Here is a 20,024-nt window from a genome sequence, read left to right as displayed (position 1 = left end):
ACCGCGGCGGCCGCGGGCGCGTGGGGGCGGTGTGCCGGCCGCGCTCAGCGGCGCAGCGGACCCCGCGCGGCGAGCCGGCGGGCGGCCTGCTCCACGGCCTCGTCCGAGGCGGTGATGGCCACGCGGACGTAGCCGTGGCCGGCGTCGCCGTAGAACACGCCGGGTCCGGCCACGATGCCGAGGTCGGCGAGCTCGCCCAGCAGGTCCCACGAGTCCTGCTCCGTGGCCGCGGCCGGGTCGGTGTCCGCCCGGCGGGTCCACAGGTACAGGCCCGCCTCGGAGTGGTCCACGGCGTGGCCGGAGGCCTCGAGGGCGGCGCGCAGGGCGTCGCGGCGGCGACGGTAGCGGTCCTTCTGCTGCGCCACGTGGTCCTCGTCCGCCAGCGCCACGGCCATGGCGTGCTGCACGGGGGCGGGCACGATCATGCCGGCGTGCTTGCGCGTGTTCACCAGGGTGGCCACCAGCCCCGGGTCGCCCGCGGCGAAGGCGGCGCGGTACCCGGCGAGGTTGGACTGCTTGGACAGCGAGTAGACGCTGAGCAGGCCCGTCAGGTCCCCGCCGGAGACCTCCTCGGACAGGATGCAGGGGACGATCTCGCCGTCCCACTCGTCCCAGCCGAGCTCGGCGTAGCACTCGTCGCCGCAGACCACGGCGCCGAGGGCGCGGGCGTCGTCCACGACGCGCTTGAGCGCGGCGGCGTCCAGCACGGCGCCCGTGGGGTTCGCCGGGGAGTTGGTCCACACCAGGCGCACCCGCTCGCGCACCTCGGGGGCCAGCGAGGCGAGGTCGTCCGCGGCCACGGCCTCGGCGCCGGCGATCAGCGCGCCCATCGCGTAGGTGGGGTAGGCGGCCTCGGGGTGCACGACGACGTCCCCGGCGCCCAGGCCCATGAGCGTGGGCAGCCACGCGATGAACTCCTTGGAGCCCACCGTGGGCACCACGGCCTCCGGGTCCAGCCCGGCCACGCCGCGGCGGCGGGCGTACCAGTCCACGACCGCGCGGCGCAGGTCGGCGGTGCCGTGCGTCGTCGGGTAGCCGTGCGCGTCGGCGGCCTCGGTGAGGGCCCGGCGGATCAGCTCCGGCGTCGGGTCCACGGGCGTGCCGATGGACAGGTCCGCCACGCCGTCCGGGTGGCCGGCGGCGCGCTCACGGTAGGGGGTGAGCGTGTCCCACGGGTAGTCCGGCAGCGTCAGCATGCGGATCAGGCGTCGGCGTTCTGCGGGGGGAGGGCGGCGATGATCGGGTGGTCCTTCGCGATCATGCCCAGCTTGGCGGCGCCGCCCGGGGAGCCCAGGTCGTCGAAGAACTCGACGTTGGCCTTGTAGTAGTCGGCCCACTCCTCCGGGGTGTCGTCCTCGTAGTAGATGGCCTCCACGGGGCAGACGGGCTCGCAGGCGCCGCAGTCCACGCACTCGTCCGGGTGGATGTACAGGGAGCGCTCCCCCTCGTAGATGCAGTCCACGGGGCACTCGTCGATGCACGCCTTGTCCTTGACGTCCACACACGGCAACGCGATCACGTAGGTCATGGCTGACCGTCCACCTCTCTCTGGGCACGGGGTTGCGGGGCTGCGGTCCAGGGTACTCGCTCCCCCGGACCCGTTTCGCGGGCCGTCACAGTAGCCCGGCGGGGGCGCGTGGCGCCGTCGGCGGCCTCCGCGAGTCGGCGGTCCAGCCGCCGGCCCGCAGCCAACAGGACCAGGCCGAGCACCGGCTGACCGACGTTCCAGGCCACGGAGGCGACGACGGCGCCCGGCGCCGCCGCCCACAGGCCGGCCGTCCAGGACACCCCCAGGGCGTCGTGGACCGGCAGGCGGTGCAGGGCCAGGACCGCGGTGAACGCCCCGGCGACCACCGCGGCCCCCGCCGGCAGGGCGCGCCCGCCGCGGCCCGCGCGTCGGACCATCCACCAGCGCTGTGTCGAGCCCACGAGCACGAGGGCCAGCACGGCCCCCCACGGCAGGGTCCAGCCGCCGGGCAGCGGCGAGAGCGTCAGGTGGACGGCGGTGCCGAGCGCGCCGGCGACGACGCCGAGCAGCGCCCCGCCCACCAGGTCGGCGGGCCGGGCGCGGCGGCGGGGACGGTCAGGCACGGGCGCGGGCGCGCGCGGCCTTCAGGCGCTCGTTGGCGTCCAGGACGACCTTGCGGATGCGGATGTCCTCCGGGGTGATCTCCACGCACTCGTCCTCGCGGGCGAACTCGAGGGACTCCTCGAGGGTGAGCTGGCGCGGGGGCGTCAGGCCCTCGAACGAGTCCGAGGAGGCCGCACGCATGTTGGTGAGCTTCTTCTCCTTGGTGATGTTCACGTCCATGTCGTCCGCGCGGGAGTTCTCGCCGACGGTCATGCCCTCGTACACCTCGGAGCCGGGCTGGATGAAGAAGGAGCCGCGCTCCTGCAGGTTGATCATGGCGAACGGGGTGGCCGTGCCGGCGCGGTCCGCCACGAGCGAGCCGTTGTTGCGGTACTCGATGGTGCCGGCCCAGGGCTCGTAGCCGTTGGCGATGGAGGAGGCGATGCCGGCGCCGCGCGTGTCCGTGAGGAACTGGGTGCGGAAGCCGATCAGGCCGCGGGCGGGCACGGAGAACTCCATGCGGATCCAGCCGGTGCCGTGGTTGGACATCTCCTGCATGCGGCCCTTGCGGGCGGCCATGAGCTGGGTGACGGCGCCCATGAACTCCTCGGGCGTGTCGATGGTCATCAGCTCCATGGGCTCGTGGACCTTGCCGTCCACGGTCTTGGTGACCACCTGCGGCTTGCCCACGGTCAACTCGAAGCCCTCGCGGCGCATCTGCTCCACGAGGATGGCCAGCGCGAGCTCGCCGCGGCCCTGGACCTCCCAGGCGTCCGGGCGCTCAGTGGGGAGCACCTTGAGGGAGACGTTGCCGATCAGCTCGGCGTCCAGGCGGTCCTTCACCTGGCGGGCCGTGACCTTGGCGCCCTTGACGCGGCCGGCCAGCGGGGAGGTGTTGATGCCCACGGTCATGGAGATGGCGGGGTCGTCCACCGTGATCAGCGGCAGCGGCTTGGGGTTCTCGACGTCCGTGAGGGTCTCGCCGATCATGATGTCCTCGATGCCGGCCACGGCCACGATCTCGCCCGGGCCGGCCTCCTCGATCGGCTCGCGGCTCAGGCCCTTGGTGCCGAGCAGCTCGGTGATCTTCACGGTCTTCAGCGTGCCGTCCTGGCGGGCCCAGGCGACCTGCTGGCCCTTCTTCAGGGTGCCGTTGAAGATGCGCAGCAGGGCCAGGCGGCCCAGGAACGGGGAGGCGTCCAGGTTGGTGACGTGCGCCTGGAGGACCTCGCCCTCCGTGTAGGCGGGGGCCGGGATGTGCTCCATCATGGTGGCGAACAGCGGCTCGAGGTCCTCGGAGTCCGGCAGGGAGCCGTCCTCGGGCTGGTTCAGCGAGGCGCGGCCGGCCTTGCCGGAGGCGAACACCACGGGCAGGTTCAGCACGGAGTCCAGGTCCAGGTCCTCCACCTCGTCGGCGAGGTCAGAGGCCAGGCCCAGGAGCAGGTCCATGGAGTCGGAGACGACGCCGTCGATGCGGGCGTCCGGGCGGTCCGTCTTGTTGACCACGAGGATCACGGGCAGCTTGGCGGCCAGCGCCTTGCGCAGCACGAAGCGGGTCTGCGGCAGCGGGCCCTCGGAGGAGTCCACGAGCAGCACGACGCCGTCCACCATGGACAGGCCGCGCTCCACCTCGCCGCCGAAGTCGGCGTGGCCGGGGGTGTCGATCACGTTGAAGGTCACGGTCTGGCCCTCGGGGGCGGAGGGCCCGGAGTAGAACACGGTGGTGTTCTTGGCCAGGATCGTGATGCCCTTCTCGCGCTCCAGGTCCCCGGAGTCCATGACGCGCTCGGCCACCTCCCCGTGGGCCGCGAAGGCGCCTCCCTGACGGAGCATGGCATCCACGAGGGTGGTCTTGCCGTGGTCCACGTGGGCCACGATGGCCACGTTGCGCAGGTCGGAGCGGCGGGTGTCGGTCGAGGTCATGGGCGTCCTGTCCGGTTCGTGAGGCGTGGGGCGGGGACGCACGACGACGGCGGCCCCCGTGCGATTGTACGCGCAGGGACCGCCGTCGGATGGCGGGCCGGTCGGCCCGGGTGCGCGGCGGGGCCGGCCCGCCGCGCGCCCTCAGGGGATCAGTAGACGCCCTCGCCGAGGGAGGCGAGGAAGTCGCGGCGCTCCTGGCGCCGCTCCGCCTGCTGGTCCGGGTCCGGCACGGGGGCCGCGGCCAGGAGCCGGCGGGTGTACTCCTCACGCGGGTTGTGGAGCACCTCCTTGGTGGGTCCCTGCTCCACCTGGCGGCCGTCCTTGAGGACGAGCACCTTGTGGGCCAGCATGTCCACCACCGCGAGGTCGTGGGACACGAACAGGCAGGCGAACTCGTAGCGCTGCTGCAGCTCGGCGAACATGTCCAGCACCGCGGCCTGGACGGACACGTCCAGGGCCGAGGTCGGCTCGTCCGCGATGAGCACCTGGGGGTCCAGGGTCAGGGCGCGGGCGATCGAGACGCGCTGGCGCTGGCCGCCCGAGAGCTCGTGCGGGTAGCGGTTCACCACGGAGCGGGGCAGGCGCACCGCGTCCAGCAGCTCCTCGGCGCGGGCCAGGCGCGAGCGCCGGTCCCCCACCTTGTGGACCACCATCGGCTCGGTGATGACGTCGCCGATCGGGAACCGGGGGTCCAGCGAGGCGGCCGGGTCCTGGAACACCACGCCGATGTTCTTGCGCAGCTTCCGCTGCTCCGACTTCGGCATGGCGGCCAGGTCGTGGCCCTGGATCCGCAGCGAGCCCTCCGCGATGGTGAGCAGGCCCAGCACCGACTTGGCGATGGTGGACTTGCCCGAGCCGGACTCGCCCACGAGGCCCAGGATCTCGCCCGGGGCCACCTGGAAGCTCACGTCGTGCACCACGCGGTTCTTCTTGCCGCGGTGGTCGTACTCGAGGTGGAGGTCCTCGGCCTCGATCGCGTACTTGGCCGTCGTCTGGGTGGCCGTGACCGGCTCCGGCTCGGCGACCTCGTACGTCGCGCCGAGGCGCGGCACCGAGGAGAGCAGCTTCTGCGTGTAGGGGTGCTGGGCGTGCTGGAGCACCTGGTGCACCGTGCCCTGCTCCACCAGCTCGCCGTGGAGCATCACGCACACGCGGTCCGCCATGTCCGCCACCACGCCCATGTTGTGCGTGATGAGCAGGATGCCGGTGTTCATCTTGTTCTTCAGCGAGCGCAGCAGCTCCAGGATCTCCGCCTGGACCGTCACGTCGAGCGCCGTGGTGGGCTCGTCCGCGATGATCACCTTCGGGGAGCAGCTGATGGCCATCGCGATCACGATGCGCTGGCGCTGGCCGCCGGAGAACTGGTGCGGGTACTGCTTCAGGCGCTCCGCCGCGTCCGGGATGCCCACCATGGTGAGCAGCTCGACCGCGCGCTTGTCCGCCTCGGTGCCGTAGGCGATGCCGTGCAGCTCCAGCGCCTCGGTGAGCTGGTCGCCCACCGTGAGCACCGGGTTCAGCGCCGTCATCGGCTCCTGGAACACCATGGCGACCTCGTCGCCGCGGATCCCGCGCAGCTGGCCGGGGGTCATGTCGAGCACCTCGCGGCCCGCGAGCTGCACCGAGCCGGTGATGTCCGCGTTGCTCGGCAGCAGGCCCATGGCGGTGGCGCTGGTGACGGACTTGCCGGAGCCCGACTCGCCCACGAGGGCGACGACCTCGCCGGGCTTGACGTCGAACGTCACGCCCTTCACGGCGTGGACCTCGCCGAACTCGGTCCCGAACTTCACGTCCACGTCGCGGAACGCGAGCACGGGCTTGCCGTCCAGGTCGTCGTGGCGGGCCACGACCCCCATGGAGCTGGTCGCCGGGCCGGGGGTCGGCCCGCCCGTGCCCGAGGAGCCGGGCACGGCCGCGCCGCGCGCGTCGAGGTCGGCGGAGTGCGAGCCGTGCTCGCCGGCGCCGGTCCCGACCGCCGTCGGCTCAGTGCCGGCGGCGTCGTGCTGGTTCTTCTTGCCGGACATCGGTCGGCCTTCCTTGTCGTTGCCGTGCGCGGTCACTGGCCCACACCTCCTGCCGGGCCGCCGGCTCCGCCGCGGCGGTGCTCGGGGGCGTCGGGGTCGGCGATGAGGTCGTCCGCCTCACCGTCACGGGCGGTGGGCGCGGTGCCCAGGCCGCCGGCGGTGGTGGCGCCGGCGTCGGTCTTGGCGGCACGGCGGCCGAACAGGCCGCGCTTGCGGCCCGCCGCCGCGCCCTGACGCGGGTCGAAGGCGTCGCGCAGGCCGTCGCCCAGGAAGTTCACGGACAGGGCGATGGCCAGGATGATCATGCCCGGCCACCAGAACAGCCACGGACGGGTGGTGAAGGAGTTCTGGTAGAGGCTGATGAGCAGGCCCAGGGACGAGTCCGGGGCCTTCACGCCGAAGCCGAGGAAGGAGAGCGAGGTCTCCAGCAGCACGGCGCCGGCGATCGCGAACGTCGCGTTGACCACGATCACGCCGATGGTGTTCGGCAGCAGGTGCTTGCCGATCACGCGGCCCGGCCTGGCGCCCATGGCGACGGCGGCCGCCACGAACTCCTTCTCGCGCAGGGAGAGGACCTCGCCGCGCACGAGACGGGCCAGCGACGTCCAGGTCACCAGGCCCAGCACCAGGGCGAGCGGGAGGATGCCCATGTTCGCGCCGCTGGCCATCTTGCCGAGCACGGCCGCCAGCACGAGCAGCGGGATGACGATGATCAGGTCGGTCAGGCGCATCAGCACCGAGTCGATCCAGCCGCCGAAGTAGCCGGACACGGCGCCGATGACTGCGCCGATCACCGTGGAGAGCAGGCCCACGATGGCCGCGATGATCATGGACTGCTGGGTGCCGCGCATCACCAGGGCGAAGTAGTCCTTGCCCGTGGAGTCCTGGCCGAAGGGGTGCTCGCCCCAGCGGATGCCCTCGCCGCCGAGGAACTGCGGCACGAGCGAGAGGGTGGGCCGGCCGCCGTCCACCACGGTGGCGGCGGCGAGGTAGGACTTGTCCCACCAGCCGGGGATGCCGGCGAAGCCGATGGACGTGAACGCCATCACCGTGATGAACACGAGGACGATCACGGAGGCCATCGCGGCCTTGTGGTGGAGGAAGCGCTTGCGGACCAGGGCGCCCTGCGAATAGGACTTCCCGGCCTTGGCGCGGAGCTTGGCGTCCTCGGCCTCCGCGAGGTCGAAGATCTGCTGCTCGTCGAGCTGGGTGCCCGACGTCGAGGAGTTGTTGGTCGTCATCTGGCTCACACTCGAATCCGGGGGTCGAGGACGGCGTAGAGCACGTCCGCCACGAGGTTCATCAGCACGGCGGCGGTGCCGGTCACGAGGAAGAACGCCATGACGGGCATGGGATCCACCTGGTTGAGGCCGGTGGCGAACAGCTCGCCCATGCCCTTCCAGCCGAACACCTGCTCCGTGATCACGGCGCCGCCGATCAGGCCGGCGAAGTCGAAGGCCATGATCGTGGTGATGGGGATCAGCGAGTTGCGGAACGCGTGCTTCAGGATCACCTGGCGCTCCGACAGGCCCTTGGCGCGCGCGGTGCGGATGTAGTCCTGGCGCGAGACCTCGAGCATGGAGGAGCGGGTGTACCGCGAGTAGGTGGCCACCGAGATGATGGTCAGCAGGATGGTGGGCAGCAGCAGCTGCGCGCCGCGGTCCAGGAAGAGCACCCAGAAGTGGCCCTCCATGTTGGGCGTGCCCGAGCCGATCGTGGAGATCGGACGCGGCTTGGCCCGCAGGAAGGCGGGCCAGTAGTTCATGACGTGCTCGGCCACGATCGACACGCCCATGATCAGGGCGGTCACCAGCGAGGCGGACACGGCCGCGCTCTTGGAGAAGCCGCCGAGCAGGCGGCCCACGAGGATGGCCACGAGCACCAGGATCACGCCGAGGCCGGCGATCAGCAGCGCCGAGGGCGTGCTGCGCAGGATGCCGTAGGTGGCGTAGTAGGCCACGATGCCGATCGCGACGGTCACGAGGGTCGCCTTGAGCACCGAGCGGTTGCGCAGGCCGGCGATCACGGTGGTGGCGCCGACGGCGGCGGCCAGGCCGATCAGGGCCTGGACGATCGGGCCCATCTGCGGGTTGCGCCAGAAGTCGAGGGCGAAGAGCAGCCAGCCGCCGACGAGGACGACCGCCACGGTGGCCAGGAAGGTGAACACGCGGCGCTTGACGTCTCCGGCCATGACGGCCTGGAGGGCGAGGCCCGCGAGCAGGGCCAGCACGATCAGCCCTGTCCAGTTGAGCTCCGGCATCCCGATCCAGTCGTTGAACCGGATGCCCAGGTACTCCTTCAGGAGCACGGCGGCCCAGAACACGGGCAGGGAGAAGAAGAGGAAGATCAGGAACGTGACCACGTAGTCCAGGCCGGAGTACTGGCGGATCGCGGTGATGATGCCGACCGCGATGCCGATGATGATGGCCAGGACGGTGGCGAGCACGACGAGGCGCAGCGTGGAGGCCGCGGCGTTGCTCAGGAGGTCGCCGATCTGCTGACCGGAGCGGTTGAGCCCGAAGTCGCAGTTGCCGGTGGCGCAGCCGGCGACGCCGGTCAGCCAGTCCCAGTAGCGGCTGTACCACGGCTGGTCCAGCCCCATGAACTGGGTGCGCGCGGCGATGAGGGTCTCGCGGTTGGGGCTCGAGGACTCTCGCAGGTCCTGGAGGGGGTCGCCCGAGTTGACCACGAGGAAGAACAGGAGGATCGATGCGCCGCACAGCACCAGGAGGGAGCTGCCGAGACGCTTGAGGATAAATTTCAGCACAACAGGGGGTGGCCTTCCGTGCGCGTGCGAAGGAGAGGGAAGTGCGGCGGAGCCGCGGTTCACGGCCAGAGCCCGGCCGGTGCCCGGCCGGGCTCTGTCCTGAGTCCCGACACCGGCGGTCCGCTGGGAGCGGACCGCCGGTCGTCAGGGATCAGTGGGACGTCACTGCTGGACGCGGACCCACTGCTCCACGTTCCACAGCGCGCCCGACTGGGCGGCGGAGTCGCGCACGTTGGCGACGTCGGCGTTGTGGCCGACCACACCCGGGTGGGCGTACAGCGGGATCGCCTGGAAGTCCTCCCACAGGAGCTTCTCGATGATCTTGGTCTGCTCCTTCTGCTCGTCCTCGTCCAGCGAGGTGGCCAGGGCCTCAAACGCGGCGTCGACCTCGGGGTTGGAGTACTTCACCTGGTTCTGCGCGCCGGTGGTGTGGTAGATGTTCTTGCCCGACGCCTTCTGGCCGGAACCGGCCCAGGCGAACAGGGCCGCATCCACGTCACCCGCGGGCAGGACCTCGGTGAAGAACACCGGCGAGTTGGCGTCCTGGATGTTGAAGCCGGCCTGGTCGCACGAGCTCTTGATGAGCGCGACGGTCTCGGTGCGGCGCGGGTTGCCGGCCTGGTAGCCGAGGCGCACGGTCGGGTTGGAGACGCCCGACTGCTCGACGAGCTCCTTGGCACGCTCGAGGTTCGGCTGGTCCAGCTCCGACGGGTAGGCCGCGTCCACGACCTCCTGGTAGTCGTCCTGGAACGGGAAGACCTCGCGCAGGTTCATGACCTGGGCCTCGGGGTAGATCGGCTTGATCAGGTTGTCCACGATCTGCTGACGCGGCACGCACAGGGCGAAGGCCTCGCGCAGCTCCGGGGAGTCGGCGAAGACCGAGCCCTCGACGTGGCTGTAGTCGATGTGCTCCCAGGTCATCTGGTCGCCGGTCTGGATGTTGACGGAGTCGCCCAGGCCCTCGAGCTGCTGCAGGGTGTCCACGGTGGCCTGCGGCTCGATGACGTCCAGATCGCCGTTCTGCAGCGCCTGCACGTGGGTCTTCGGGTCGGCGAAGCGGAGCACGAGCTCCTTGGTGGCGGCGGGGGTGCCGAAGTACTCCGGGTTGGCCGTGAGCGTGATGCTCTGGCCGGCCTGCCAGCCGCCCTCCTTGAACATGTAGGGGCCGGTGGAGGGCACGTCCGCCAGGTCCGGCAGCTCGCCCGGGTTGAAGTCCCAGCCGTCGTTCCAGAACTCGGCGGCGGGGGTCAGCGCCTCGACGTCCTTGTTCGCGGCGGCCTCGGCGAGCTCCTCGATGGTCATGCCGGCCTTCTCGGCGACGATGTGCGCCGGGAGGGTGGAGCCGATCAGGATCTCCCAGTCGGCGTAGGGCTCGGCGTAGGTGACCGTGAACTCCTTGCCGGCGGGGTCGCCCTCGGGGGCCTCGGTGATGTACTTGCCCTGCTCGAAGGAGATGGAGTCGAACAGCGGGGCCTCGGCGCCCTCGGCCTTGACGGTGTCGTTCTCCACGGCCCACTGCAGGATGTAGTCGGCGGCGGTGACGGGGGTGCCGTCGGACCACTTGGCGTCCTCTGCGATCGTGTACTTCACCTGCAGCGGCTCGTCCGAGACCTTCTCGTAGGTGCCGAAGTCCTCGTTCCTCTGGACGGAGCCGTCCGTGCCGAAGTACCAGAAGGAGGAGAACATGCGGTCCACCACGGCGGAGTTGTACGTGGTGTAGGTGTTGGACTGCACGCCGTTGTAGGACACGAAGTCGTCCGCGCCGACGGAGTAGGCGATGGTGTCGTCTTGGGGCTGGATGTCGCCCAGGTCCGCCATGCCGGGGCCGTCGACGGGTGCGGTGAGCTTCTGGCCCTTGTCACCCTCGGTGACCTCGGGGGCGCCGGCCTCGCCGCCCTGCGAGGCGGAGCCGGAGGCGCCGCCGTTGCCGGAGGAGGCGGTGTTGTCGGCGTCGCCGCCGCCCGGGGCGCAGGCGGAGAGGATCAGGGCAGAGCCGGCGGCGAGGGCCGCGGCGGCGGAGAGCTTGGTGTACTTCATGGAAGTGGCTTCCGTTCATCAGAGGTGCAAGCGACGTCGCGCATCCGGCCACGGGTGGGTACCGGTGGTGCGAGACGACCTCCGGGCCGTTCCGCCGAGACGGAACGTTCCGTGAGATGGAGCACACTGTAGCGGGCACATTCCGATTCGCGAAAGTCCCGCGCCCGGATCCGCCCACCCGCGTGTCGCCTGGAACGATGCGCCGCCGGTCAGCGCGGCAGCGCGGGGCCTACCGGGAAGTAGCCCAGGTAGCTCACGCCGGAGGTGTTGTAGGTGAACTTGATGCCCATGATCACGCGGATCCCGACGTGCATCCCCCACGCGGCCACGGCGAAGGCGCGGCCCAGGCGGCGGTCCACCAGGGACAGCGGCGCCCCCAGCTCGACGGCCAGGGCCACGGTGGCCATCAGGGTGAAGAGGTGCTCCTGCCGGTACAGCGCCCGCCCGGCCGCGGGCATCTCGGAGCCGAAGAGCTCCTTGCGCAGCCCGTCGATGGCAATCTGGCCGCGCAGGACGTCGCCGCCGGCCCACTTGACCCCCAGCTCGCTGCGCACCTTGGCCACGCCGGAGATGAGGTAGACCACGCACGTCGCCGCGTTGACCATGGGCAGCACTCCCCCGTGCCGCCGCTCCAGCACGGCCGGGGCGAGCCCCCGGCCGGCGACGGCGGCGTCCACGCTCAACGCGTCGGCGCTCGGTGAGACGCCCAGCACCATCTGGTGCATCAGCAGCATGTTGTCGTTGTGGTAGAGCATCCCCCACGAGTTGCGGTAGCTCTGCGTCCACAGCTGCAGGGCCGCGTTGAGCGGGCCGGTGACGCGATGGGCCACCCCGAGGGTCGCGAGCGCGTTCACAGCCTGGGTGGCGTCGAACAGGCCGTCGGCCACGCGCGGCGGCAGTGGCCGCTTGAGGACCTTCACCACGCCCACGGGCTCGAAGCGGCGCGGGTCCTGCCGGTGCAGCCCTCGGACGAGGTCGCGGCGGCGGTGCCCGTTCCAGGCGGCGAAGGCGCCGACGCCGAGGCGGACCACGGCGGGGCGGGCGGGCGTGGCGGCGGGGCGGAGCACGTCCACAGCATGCCGCCACACGGAGGCGAGGAGGGAGCGTCCGGTGCTCATCGTCCCGCCTCCCGGCCGAGCTGGGCGGCGTCCCGCCGCTCCTGGACGGCCTCGGCCCTGCCGCCGACGGCGCAGCGGGCGAGGACCTGCTCGCGCTGGGGCAGGCGCTGCCCGGCCATGTACTCGTCGAAGCGGAAGCGGGAGCGCACGGCCTCCACGGTCACGATCGCGGCCTCGCGGCGGCGTCGCGTGGACCCCGGGCCGGAGCCGGTGGGCACCGCTCCCCCGAGCGCCTCGTTCTGGCGGGCCAGGGCGTCGGCGTAGTCCTGGACGACGACGGCGGCGTCGCCCCGGCGGAAGGCGCGGGCCACCTGCTTGCGGGTCTGGTTGACCCCGCCCGTGCCGAAGTGGCGGTGGTGCGGGATGACCCGCTCCCCCTCGGCGGTCAGGCCGATGACGTGCGGGACGTGCGTCGAGCGGCCCCGGTGCTCCGAGAACATGGGGTACGTGGACAGCGGGAAGGAGTCGAGCCGGAACTTCGGCGCGTCCGTGCCGGAGCGGTGGCTGCCGGCGTAGGCGCGCAGCGGCCACAGGGCCACGGCGACGGCGGCCGCGCCGAGGCCGATCGCCCATGCGTCCCGGGCGGTGGGCTCCGGGGCGGCGGTCGGGGCCGGCGGTCGGTCGATGAGCGGTCGGGGTGCGAGCGGGACTCTCATGGCTCCTCCTGGGGGTGATGACGGTCGGGCGGCGGGTGGGGCGGTGTCGGTCGCGGCGGGTTCGGGGCGGTGTCGGGGCGGGTCAGCGGCCGGTGGCGCGGGCGCGGTCGGCCAGCAGGGTCCGCACGGCCCACGCGCCGGCCATGCCGTGCACGCCGGCGCCGGGCGGCGTGGAGGCCGAGGCGAGGTAGAGGCCGGGCCGGCCGGCGCGGTGCGGCCGCGGGGAGGCGGTGGGGCGCAGCAGCAGCCGCAGGCCGGCCATCGAGCCGCCGGCGATGTCCCCGCCCACGAGGTTGGGGTTCCACGCCTCGAGGTCCGCCGGACGCATGTCCACGGCGCCGAGGATCCGGTCCCGGAACCCGGGGGCGTGCCGCTCCACCTCCGCCTCGATCAGCGGGCGGACGTCCCCGGGGTGCCCGTGGGGCACGTGCGCGTAGGACCAGACGACGGTGCGCCCCGCGGCGGGGCCGGCCGCGCGGGAGGGGTCCGCGGACTGCTGCTGGCAGAGCATCACGAAGGGCCGGGCGGGCATGCGGCCGGCGGCGACGTCGGCCTCGGCCCGCTGGATGTCCGCGGCGGTGCCGCCGAGGTGCACGGTGCCGGCGCCGGCCAGTCGCCCGTCGCGCCACGGGACGGGGCCGTCGAGCAGGAAGTCCACCTTGGAGACGGCCGGGCCGGGGCACCATCGCTGGAGCGCGGCGGCGTAGGAGGGCGGCAGGTCGGTCCCGCGCAGCCGCGCCACCTGGCGCGGAGTCATGTCCAGCACGACGGCGTCCGCGTCGGGCAGCGCCCGCAGGTCCGTGACCTCCTGGTCCAGGTGCAGGCGCCCGCCGTGGGCGCGCAGCACGGACACGAGCGCGTCGGTGATGGCCCCGGAGCCGCCGCGGGCCACGGGCCAGCCCGAGCTCATGCCCAGGGCGCCGAACAGGGCGCCGAACGCGCTGGTGAGGGGACGGCCGGGGGGCATGATCGCGTGGACGGCGGAGCCGGTGTAGAGGGCGCGGGCCTGCTCGGTGCGGAACACGGCCCGCCCGAAGTGGGCCGCCGGCCAGGGCGCGCGCAGCCCGAACCGCGCCATGGCCACCGGGTGGGGCCAGGGGCGCACCAGCGGGCCGAGCACGTCCGCCACGAGCTCCTCGATGTGCTCCACGAGGGCGCCGTGGACCGCGCGCCACGCGCGCCCGTCCGGGCCGAGGCCCTCCGCGGTGGCGTCCAGGTCCCGGTGCAGGATCGCGGCCGGGCCGTCCGGCAGCGGGTGGCCCATCGGCACCGCGGGGTGCAGCCACTGCAGCCCGTGGGCGGCCAGGTCCAGATCCCGGAACACGGGGCTGGCCGCGCCGAACGGATGGCCCGCCGCGCCGAGGTCCACCACGGTCCCCTCCCCCAGCACCGGCGCGGAGGCCGACGCGCCGCCGGGCACGGGGGCCCGCTCGTACACGTCCACCTCCCAGCCCTCGCGGGCGAGCAGCGCCGCGGCCGTGAGGCCGTTGGGTCCGGCGCCCACCACCACGGCGCGGCCGGGCTCGACGCCCCGCGGCAGCGCGAAGCAGGGACCGGCGGGGGCCGGCGACGGGGTGGGCCAGGCGGTCATGGACTCTCCGATGCTGGTGCGTGCGGTGCGGACGGGGCCGGGCCCCGGAGCCGATGCCAGTCTCGCCCCCACCCATGAGACGGTGATGAGACGGAGGCCGCCGGCCGGCTCATTAGGATGGTCGCACCCCGCCGCACGTGCTTCAGGAGGATGCGCCGTGGACCCCTTCTGGATCGCCCTGGCCCTGACGGCCTTCGCCGGCCTGGCCACGGTGCTGGGCGGCGTCCTCGCCGTCGTCGGGAAGGAGCCCTCCGGGCGCGGTCTCGGGGCCGCGCTGGGCCTGGCCGCCGGCGTGATGATCGCGGTGTCCTTCCTGGAGATGCTGCCGGTGGCCGTCGAGGGGCTGGCCGGCGCGGTCGGCGGGGCCGCCACCGCCCTCGCAGTGGGCGCGCTCGCGGTGGGCGCGGCCGGCTACGTGCTCCTCGAGCGCGCGGTGCCGGTGCCCGCGGCGGGCGTGCCGGACGACGTGGACGGCCCCGACGGGCTGAGCCGGCTGCGGCTGATGCGCCTGGGCATGGTGACGGCGCTGGCGATCGGCCTGCACAACGTCCCCGAGGGGTTCGTGACATTCGCGGGCGCCCTGCAGGACCCGTCCGTGGGGGTGGCGCTGGCCGTGGCGATGGCGGTGCACAACGTGCCCGAGGGGATCGCCGTGGCCGTGCCCGTCCGGCGGGCCACCGGCTCCCGGCGCAAGGCCTTCGCGTGGACCGCGTTCACCGGCCTCGCCGAGCCCGTGGGCGCCCTCGTGGGCTGGCTGCTGCTCGCCCCGTTCCTCACCCCCGCGCTCGTGGCGGTGGTGTTCGCCGCCGTGGCCGGCGTGATGATCACCGTCAGCCTGGACGCGCTGCTGCCCGCGGCCCGCGCCGCCGGCGGGCGGGCGGCCACGCTGGCCGGCGTCCTGCTGGGCGTCGCCGCGATGGCGATCTCCCTCGACCTGCTCGGCTGAGCCGGACGGCGCCCGCACGGCTGAGCCGCGCCGAGGGAGACGGCCGGGCCGCGGCGGGTCAGTTGACCACGGCCTCCTGCAGCACGGCCTCGGCCTCGCGGACCTCGCCGGAGGCAGTCCGCCACGTCACGGTGATCCGGTCCCCCACGTTGTGGTCGTTCACCAGGCGGGACATGCGGGAGGCGTTGCCCTCCACCGCCTGGCCGTCGACGGCCAGCACGACGTCCCCTGCCACGAGGCCGATCGCCTCGGCCGCCGAGTCCGCGTCCACCTGCATCACCACGACGCCGGCCTCGGGGTCGGCGGCCACCATGATGCCCAGCGCGCCGTCCGCGCCGATGCTGACGGTGTCCGTCTCCTCCCCGGAGAGGACCTGGTCCACGACGCCCAAGGCGACGCCCAGCGGGATGGCGAAGCCGTCGACCTCCTGCGCGCCCGTCCCGTCGCTGGCCGCCACGGTGACGCCGACCACCTGGCCGTCGTCGTCCACCACGGGACCGCCCGAGTAGCCGGGCACCACGTCCGCGTCCGTCTGGATCAGGCCCGTCAGGCGCGCGTACTCGTCGCTGCCCTGGGACGCGGCCATGATGGAGCGGTCCGTGCCGAGCACCGTGCCGCGCACCGCGGTGAGATGCCCCTGGCCGCGCCCGTTGCCGACCGCCGCCACCTCGTCCCCGCGCCGGACCGGGTCCAGCGAGACGCTGGCCACCGGCAGGTCGGAGACGCCGTGGACATCCAGCACCGCGACGTCGTGCTCCGCGTCCCGCCCGAGGACCGTGGCCGTGTGCCGCTCCCCCGTGTCCGCCTCCACCACGAAGACCTCGGAGGAGTCCTCCACCACGTGGTAGTTGGTCAGCGCCAGGCCCTCGGGGGTGAGGACCATGCCGGTGCCGGTGCCCATCCGCTGGCCCAGGACCGTCTCGACGAGCAGGATGCCCGGCGCGTGGTCCACCGCGAGCCCCGGGTCCAGCTCGGACCCCGCGTGGGCGGGCGCGTCCCAGTCGACCGTCACGCCCTCGTGGGCGCCGGCCAGCTCCTGGGCGAGCGCGCCGGCGTCCTGGGGAGCCGCCTCCCGCGCCGAGACGACGGGGTCCGGGGCACCGGCGACGTCGACCATCCGCCCCGCCACCAGCAGGGTCACCCCGACGGCGAGCACGAGCGCGCCGAGCACGCCGAAGAAGGAGATCGCCAGGGCCAGCGGCGAGCGCCGGCGGCGCGGCGGCCAGCCTGGCGGGACGCTCATGCTCAGGCCTGCGCGGCCGCCAGGGCGGCCTCGTAGTCCGGCTCCTCGGTGATCTCGGGGACCAGCTGGGCGTGGCGGACCACGCCCTCCGCGTCCACCACGACGACGGCGCGCGCGAGCAGGCCCTCGAGCGGGCCGTCCACCATGGTCACCCCGTAGTCGTCCCCGAAGGAGGAGCGGAACACGGAGCCGGAGCGGACGTTCTCGATGCCCTCGGCGGAGCAGAAGCGGGCCGCCGCGAAGGGCAGGTCCGCGGAGACGGCGAGGACGGTGGTGTCCTCCAGGTCCGTGGCGCGGGAGTTGAACTCGCGGACGGAGGCGGCGCACACGCCGGTGTCCAGCGAGGGGAACACGTTGAGGATCACGCGGCGCCCGCGCAGCTCCTGCAGGGTCACCGGGGACAGGTCCGCGCCGGTGAGGGTGAAGTCCGGGGCGGGGGCGCCCACCTCGGGCAGGTCGCCGACGGTCTGGACGGGGGTGCTCTTCATGTGGGTCGTGGCCATGGGGACAGCCTATGCGGTGGGGGTGGGAGGCTCCTGGCGCGGGCGGCAGCGTGAGCAGTCTCCCGGCCCTCCGCCGAGCCTCGTCCACGACGCCGGGCCCGCCTGCCCCTAGGATGGGCGCGGCCGAACGATGCGCCCCGGGCGCTCCGTTCGGCGGACGGCGAACAGAGAGGGGCCATGATGCGAACTCCCCTGACGTCCAACGTCACGGACACCGCGCTGCTGTTCGAGGGCGGCGGCATGCGCGCCTCCCTGACCTCGGCCGTGGTGGCCGAGCTGCTGCGCGAGCGGATCCACGTGGACTTCGTGGCCGGCATCTCCGCCGGCTCCTCGAACTCCGTGAACTACCTGGCACGCGATCCCGAGCGTGCCCGCCGCTCCTTCGTGGACTTCGCGGACGACCCGCGCTTCGGCAACTGGCTGAGCTTCGTCCGCGGCAAGGGGCTGTTCAACGCGGAGTACATCTACGAGCACGCCGGCCTGCCCGAGGCGGACCTGCCCTACGACTTCGCGACGTTCCAGGCGAACCCCGCCCGGCTCGTCCTGGTCGGATTCGACGCGGTGACCGGGCAGACCCGCTGGTGGGACCGCTCGGACATGGGCACGCTGGCCGACCTCATGGTGCGGGTGCGGGCCTCCTCCACCATGCCCGTGCTCATGCCGCCCGTGCACGCCGAGGGCACGGTGTTCGTGGACGGTGCGCTCGGCGTGGACGGCGGCATCCCGGTCACGGCCGCCGAGGAGGCCGGCTTCGAGAAGCTGTTCGTGGTGATGACGCGCGAGCGCTCCTACGTGAAGCGGCCGGAGCGGTTCCCGGCCTTCTACCAGCGCACCTTCCGCCGCTATCCCGCGGTGGCCGAGGCCCTGATCAGCCGGTGGCGCCGCTACAACGAGACCCGCGAGCGCCTCTTCGAGATGGAGCGGCAGGGGCGGGCGTACCTGTTCGTCCCGGAGTCCATGCCGGTCTCCAACGGCGAGCGCTCCGTGGCGAAGCTGGCGGCCGCCCATGAGCTCGGCCTGGCGCAGGTGCGCCGGGAGATGCCGGCGATCCGGGAGTTCCTGGGCCTCTAACGGGCCGCGGCGCTCCCCTCGGGACCGACAGCACTGCCCCGCGGCGCAGACAGTCCGCCCGCGCGTGTGGGCCTCAGTGCGTGGCAGCGTCCCCGCGCAAGGCGGTGGGGGTCAGCGCGTGGCGCCGGCGGCCGAGTCCGGCAGGCCGAACACCGAGTCGAACGCGTAGGCGTACACGGCGGCGTAGACGAGGAAGAACACGAGCAGCCCAGCCTCGATGAGGAAGGCCTGCCACAGCCCCACGCCCAGGATGAGCGCGACGGCCGGAACCAGGAAGAGGATGAGCCCGCCCTCGAAGGCGACGGCGTGCAGCGCCCGCAGCCACCACGGCCGGCCGGTGATGCCCGCGCGTCGCTCGAACGCCTCGAACATCGAGTTGAAAGCGATGTTCCACAGCAGGGCCACCGTGGAGGAGACCACGGCGACCGCCAGCGAGGAGCCGCCCGAGTTGCCGAACGCGGCCAGGATCCCGGTGGTGAAGAGGATGGCCAGCAGCTCGAAGACCACCGCGTAGACGATCCGTCGCTGCAGCGGTGAGCGGAACACCCGCCGCCTCACCAGGGCGCGGCGGCCCCCGGGGCACCGGGGCGCGTCGGAGGACGACGACGGCACGGAGGGGGCGTCGTCGGGACGCGGGGCGATGGTGAGGGTCTCGGACACGGCGCTCAGCCTAGGCATCGGCCGCGGCGGCGGCGAATCCGGTGACCGGCGTCACCGCCGTGGACGCGGACCTCTCCGCCCTGGAGATCTTCCGCGCCGCCCTCGCCCACGAGAAGAAGGTCTCGGAGTCCATCCGCGAGCTCTACCGGGCCACGGACGCCGCCGGCGACCTCAGCTCGCGGCCGCTGCTGAACTGGTTCCTCGAGGAGCAGATCGAGGAGGAGGCCACGGTCTCCGAGATCGTCGGCCAGCTCGAGCTGGTGGGCGACGACGGCTCGGGCCTGCTGCGCATGGACACGCGCCTGTCCTCCCGCCCGACGGAGACCACCGAGCCGGCCTGATCCCGCACCGGGAGGCCACGCCGCCTCTCTGAAGGGCGCGCGGGTCGATATGCTCGACCCGCGCGCCCTTCGCGCGTCGGCGTCCCGAGGCGTCGTCCCACGTCCCAGGAGGAACCATGAGCGGTCTGGTCGCTCTGCTCGACGACGTCGCCGCCCTCGCCCGCCTCGCCGCCGCGAGCGTGGACGACGTCGCAGCCGGCGCCGCGAGGGCGTCCGCGAAGGCGGCCGGCGTGGTGGTGGACGACGCCGCCGTCACCCCGCAGTACATGGCCGGCGCCGCGGCGAACCGCGAGCTGCCCATGATCTGGCGCATCACCAAGGGCTCGCTGCGCAACAAGCTGCTGTTCATCCTCCCGGCGCTGCTGCTGCTGGACTGGCTGGCGCCGTGGGTGCTGCCGTGGCTGCTGCTGGCCGGCGGCACCTACCTCGCATACGAGGGCGCCCACAAGGTGTGGGGCAAGCTCACCGGGCACTCCCCCGAGCACGACGAGCCGGCCGTGGAGAAGGGCCCCGAGGCGGAGGACAAGGTGGTCCGCGGCGCGATCACCACCGACTTCATCCTCTCCGCCGAGATCATGGTCATCTCCATGAACGAGGTGGCCGACGTCGGCTTCTGGCTCAAGGCCGTGATCCTCGTGGTCGTGGCCATCCTGATCACCGCCGTGGTCTACGGCGCCGTCGCGCTGATCGTGAAGATGGACGACGTGGGCCTGCACATGACGGAGAACGGGCGCACCGCGGGAGGCCGCAGGTTCGGCGCCGGCCTGGTCAAGGCCATGCCCCACGTGCTGACCGCGATCACCGTGATCGGCACCGTGGCCATGCTCTGGGTGGGCGGCCACATCGTGCTCGTCGAGCTCGCCGCCCTGGGCGTGCCGTGGCCCTACGACGTCCAGCACGGGATCGTCCACGCCGTGGAGGCGGCCGGCGGCTTCGTGGCCTGGCTCGTGGAGACCCTGACCTCCGCCCTGTGGGGCCTGATCTGGGGCTCGCTCGCCCTCGGCGTGGTCCTCGTGGTCAACCGCCTGCGCGGCAAGAAGGACACCCTGGCGCACTGACGCGCCACCGCACGAACG

At 72.9% G+C, this 20,024-nt stretch carries 17 protein-coding genes and 1 pseudogene; 4 read left to right on the top strand and 14 right to left on the bottom strand.

From position 1 onward, the window contains the following. Window positions 1-44 precede the first annotated feature (44 nt). From dapC to HDA33_RS01590, 11 genes are all read right to left on the bottom strand, one after another. Window positions 45-1,196: a succinyldiaminopimelate transaminase gene (dapC, locus tag HDA33_RS01640; protein ID WP_184170222.1), complete on the bottom strand. Its 1,152-nt coding sequence runs from the start codon at window positions 1,194-1,196 to the stop codon at window positions 45-47. A gap of 5 nt (window positions 1,197-1,201) precedes the next feature. Beyond that, window positions 1,202-1,528: a ferredoxin gene (fdxA, locus tag HDA33_RS01635; protein ID WP_141843306.1), complete on the bottom strand. Its 327-nt coding sequence runs from the start codon at window positions 1,526-1,528 to the stop codon at window positions 1,202-1,204. Further along, window positions 1,525-2,091, bottom strand: a complete 567-nt coding sequence (locus tag HDA33_RS01630) for a hypothetical protein (protein WP_184170220.1) — start codon at window positions 2,089-2,091, stop codon at window positions 1,525-1,527. Before HDA33_RS01630 ends, fdxA begins: the two co-directional genes overlap by 4 nt. Continuing rightward, complete coding sequence (gene typA, locus HDA33_RS01625; RefSeq protein WP_184170217.1) at window positions 2,084-3,994, bottom strand: translational GTPase TypA; 1,911 nt, start codon at window positions 3,992-3,994, stop codon at window positions 2,084-2,086. The genes HDA33_RS01630 and typA overlap by 8 nt, the downstream gene beginning before the upstream one ends. A gap of 149 nt (window positions 3,995-4,143) precedes the next feature. Then, window positions 4,144-6,015: an ABC transporter ATP-binding protein gene (locus HDA33_RS01620; protein ID WP_221432940.1), complete on the bottom strand. Its 1,872-nt coding sequence runs from the start codon at window positions 6,013-6,015 to the stop codon at window positions 4,144-4,146. Window positions 6,016-6,047: 32 nt separating this feature from the next. Next, window positions 6,048-7,256 (bottom strand): ABC transporter permease, encoded by a 1,209-nt coding sequence (locus HDA33_RS01615; protein WP_221433063.1) that lies wholly within the window; start codon window positions 7,254-7,256, stop codon window positions 6,048-6,050. A 5-nt stretch (window positions 7,257-7,261) separates the two neighbouring features. Beyond that, window positions 7,262-8,782, bottom strand: a complete 1,521-nt coding sequence (locus HDA33_RS01610; RefSeq protein ID WP_184170208.1) for an ABC transporter permease subunit — start codon at window positions 8,780-8,782, stop codon at window positions 7,262-7,264. Window positions 8,783-8,944: 162 nt separating this feature from the next. Then, window positions 8,945-10,819, bottom strand: coding sequence for an ABC transporter family substrate-binding protein (locus HDA33_RS01605; RefSeq protein ID WP_184170205.1), 1,875 nt, complete (start codon window positions 10,817-10,819; stop codon window positions 8,945-8,947). Between the two features lie 209 nt (window positions 10,820-11,028). Beyond that, complete coding sequence (locus tag HDA33_RS01600) at window positions 11,029-11,937, bottom strand: hypothetical protein (protein ID WP_184170202.1); 909 nt, start codon at window positions 11,935-11,937, stop codon at window positions 11,029-11,031. Further along, window positions 11,934-12,593 carry a hypothetical protein gene (locus HDA33_RS01595; RefSeq protein WP_184170199.1) on the bottom strand — a complete coding sequence of 220 codons (660 nt, stop codon included), beginning with the start codon at window positions 12,591-12,593 and terminating at the stop codon, window positions 11,934-11,936. The genes HDA33_RS01600 and HDA33_RS01595 overlap by 4 nt, the downstream gene beginning before the upstream one ends. Before the next feature lie 82 nt (window positions 12,594-12,675). Next, window positions 12,676-14,184 carry a phytoene desaturase family protein gene (locus tag HDA33_RS01590; protein ID WP_184170196.1) on the bottom strand — a complete coding sequence of 503 codons (1,509 nt, stop codon included), beginning with the start codon at window positions 14,182-14,184 and terminating at the stop codon, window positions 12,676-12,678. 157 nt (window positions 14,185-14,341) lie between these two features. On the opposite strand from HDA33_RS01590, the gene zupT reads away from it, so the two are divergent. Next, the gene (zupT, locus tag HDA33_RS01585; RefSeq protein WP_158491423.1) at window positions 14,342-15,130 is read left to right on the top strand and encodes a zinc transporter ZupT; all 789 of its coding nucleotides are present in this window, start codon (window positions 14,342-14,344) and stop codon (window positions 15,128-15,130) included. Between the two features lie 58 nt (window positions 15,131-15,188). Here the strand turns inward: zupT and HDA33_RS01580 are convergent, their stop codons facing one another. Further along, window positions 15,189-16,373 carry a S1C family serine protease gene (locus HDA33_RS01580; protein ID WP_184170193.1) on the bottom strand — a complete coding sequence of 395 codons (1,185 nt, stop codon included), beginning with the start codon at window positions 16,371-16,373 and terminating at the stop codon, window positions 15,189-15,191. A 2-nt stretch (window positions 16,374-16,375) separates the two neighbouring features. Beyond that, entirely contained in the window at window positions 16,376-16,876 is a 501-nt protein-coding gene (gene tpx / locus HDA33_RS01575) for a thiol peroxidase (RefSeq protein ID WP_017489371.1), read from the bottom strand. Window positions 16,877-17,056: 180 nt separating this feature from the next. On the opposite strand from tpx, the gene HDA33_RS01570 reads away from it, so the two are divergent. Continuing rightward, on the top strand, window positions 17,057-17,947 hold the full coding sequence (locus tag HDA33_RS01570) for a patatin-like phospholipase family protein (RefSeq protein ID WP_184173700.1): 891 nt from the start codon (window positions 17,057-17,059) through the stop codon (window positions 17,945-17,947). A 111-nt stretch (window positions 17,948-18,058) separates the two neighbouring features. On the opposite strand, the gene HDA33_RS01565 is transcribed toward HDA33_RS01570, so the two are convergent. Beyond that, a complete protein-coding gene (locus tag HDA33_RS01565) occupies window positions 18,059-18,607 on the bottom strand; it encodes a PACE efflux transporter (protein ID WP_338104218.1) in 549 nt (182 codons plus the stop codon). A gap of 59 nt (window positions 18,608-18,666) precedes the next feature. Between HDA33_RS01565 and HDA33_RS01560 the strand changes: the two are divergent. Both HDA33_RS01560 and HDA33_RS01555 read left to right on the top strand, forming a co-directional pair. Next, a pseudogene (locus HDA33_RS01560) lies at window positions 18,667-18,948 on the top strand (ferritin); the annotation flags it as partial. 116 nt (window positions 18,949-19,064) lie between these two features. After that, on the top strand, window positions 19,065-20,006 hold the full coding sequence (locus HDA33_RS01555) for a DUF808 domain-containing protein (protein WP_184170190.1): 942 nt from the start codon (window positions 19,065-19,067) through the stop codon (window positions 20,004-20,006). The last annotated feature ends 18 nt before the right edge of the window (window positions 20,007-20,024 follow it).

This window comes from Micrococcus endophyticus (genome assembly GCF_014205115.1).
Taxonomy (GTDB): domain Bacteria; phylum Actinomycetota; class Actinomycetes; order Actinomycetales; family Micrococcaceae; genus Micrococcus; species Micrococcus endophyticus.
The sequence above is the reverse complement of the archived record's forward strand: the minus strand, read 5'-3'. Positions and strand labels throughout refer to the sequence as shown.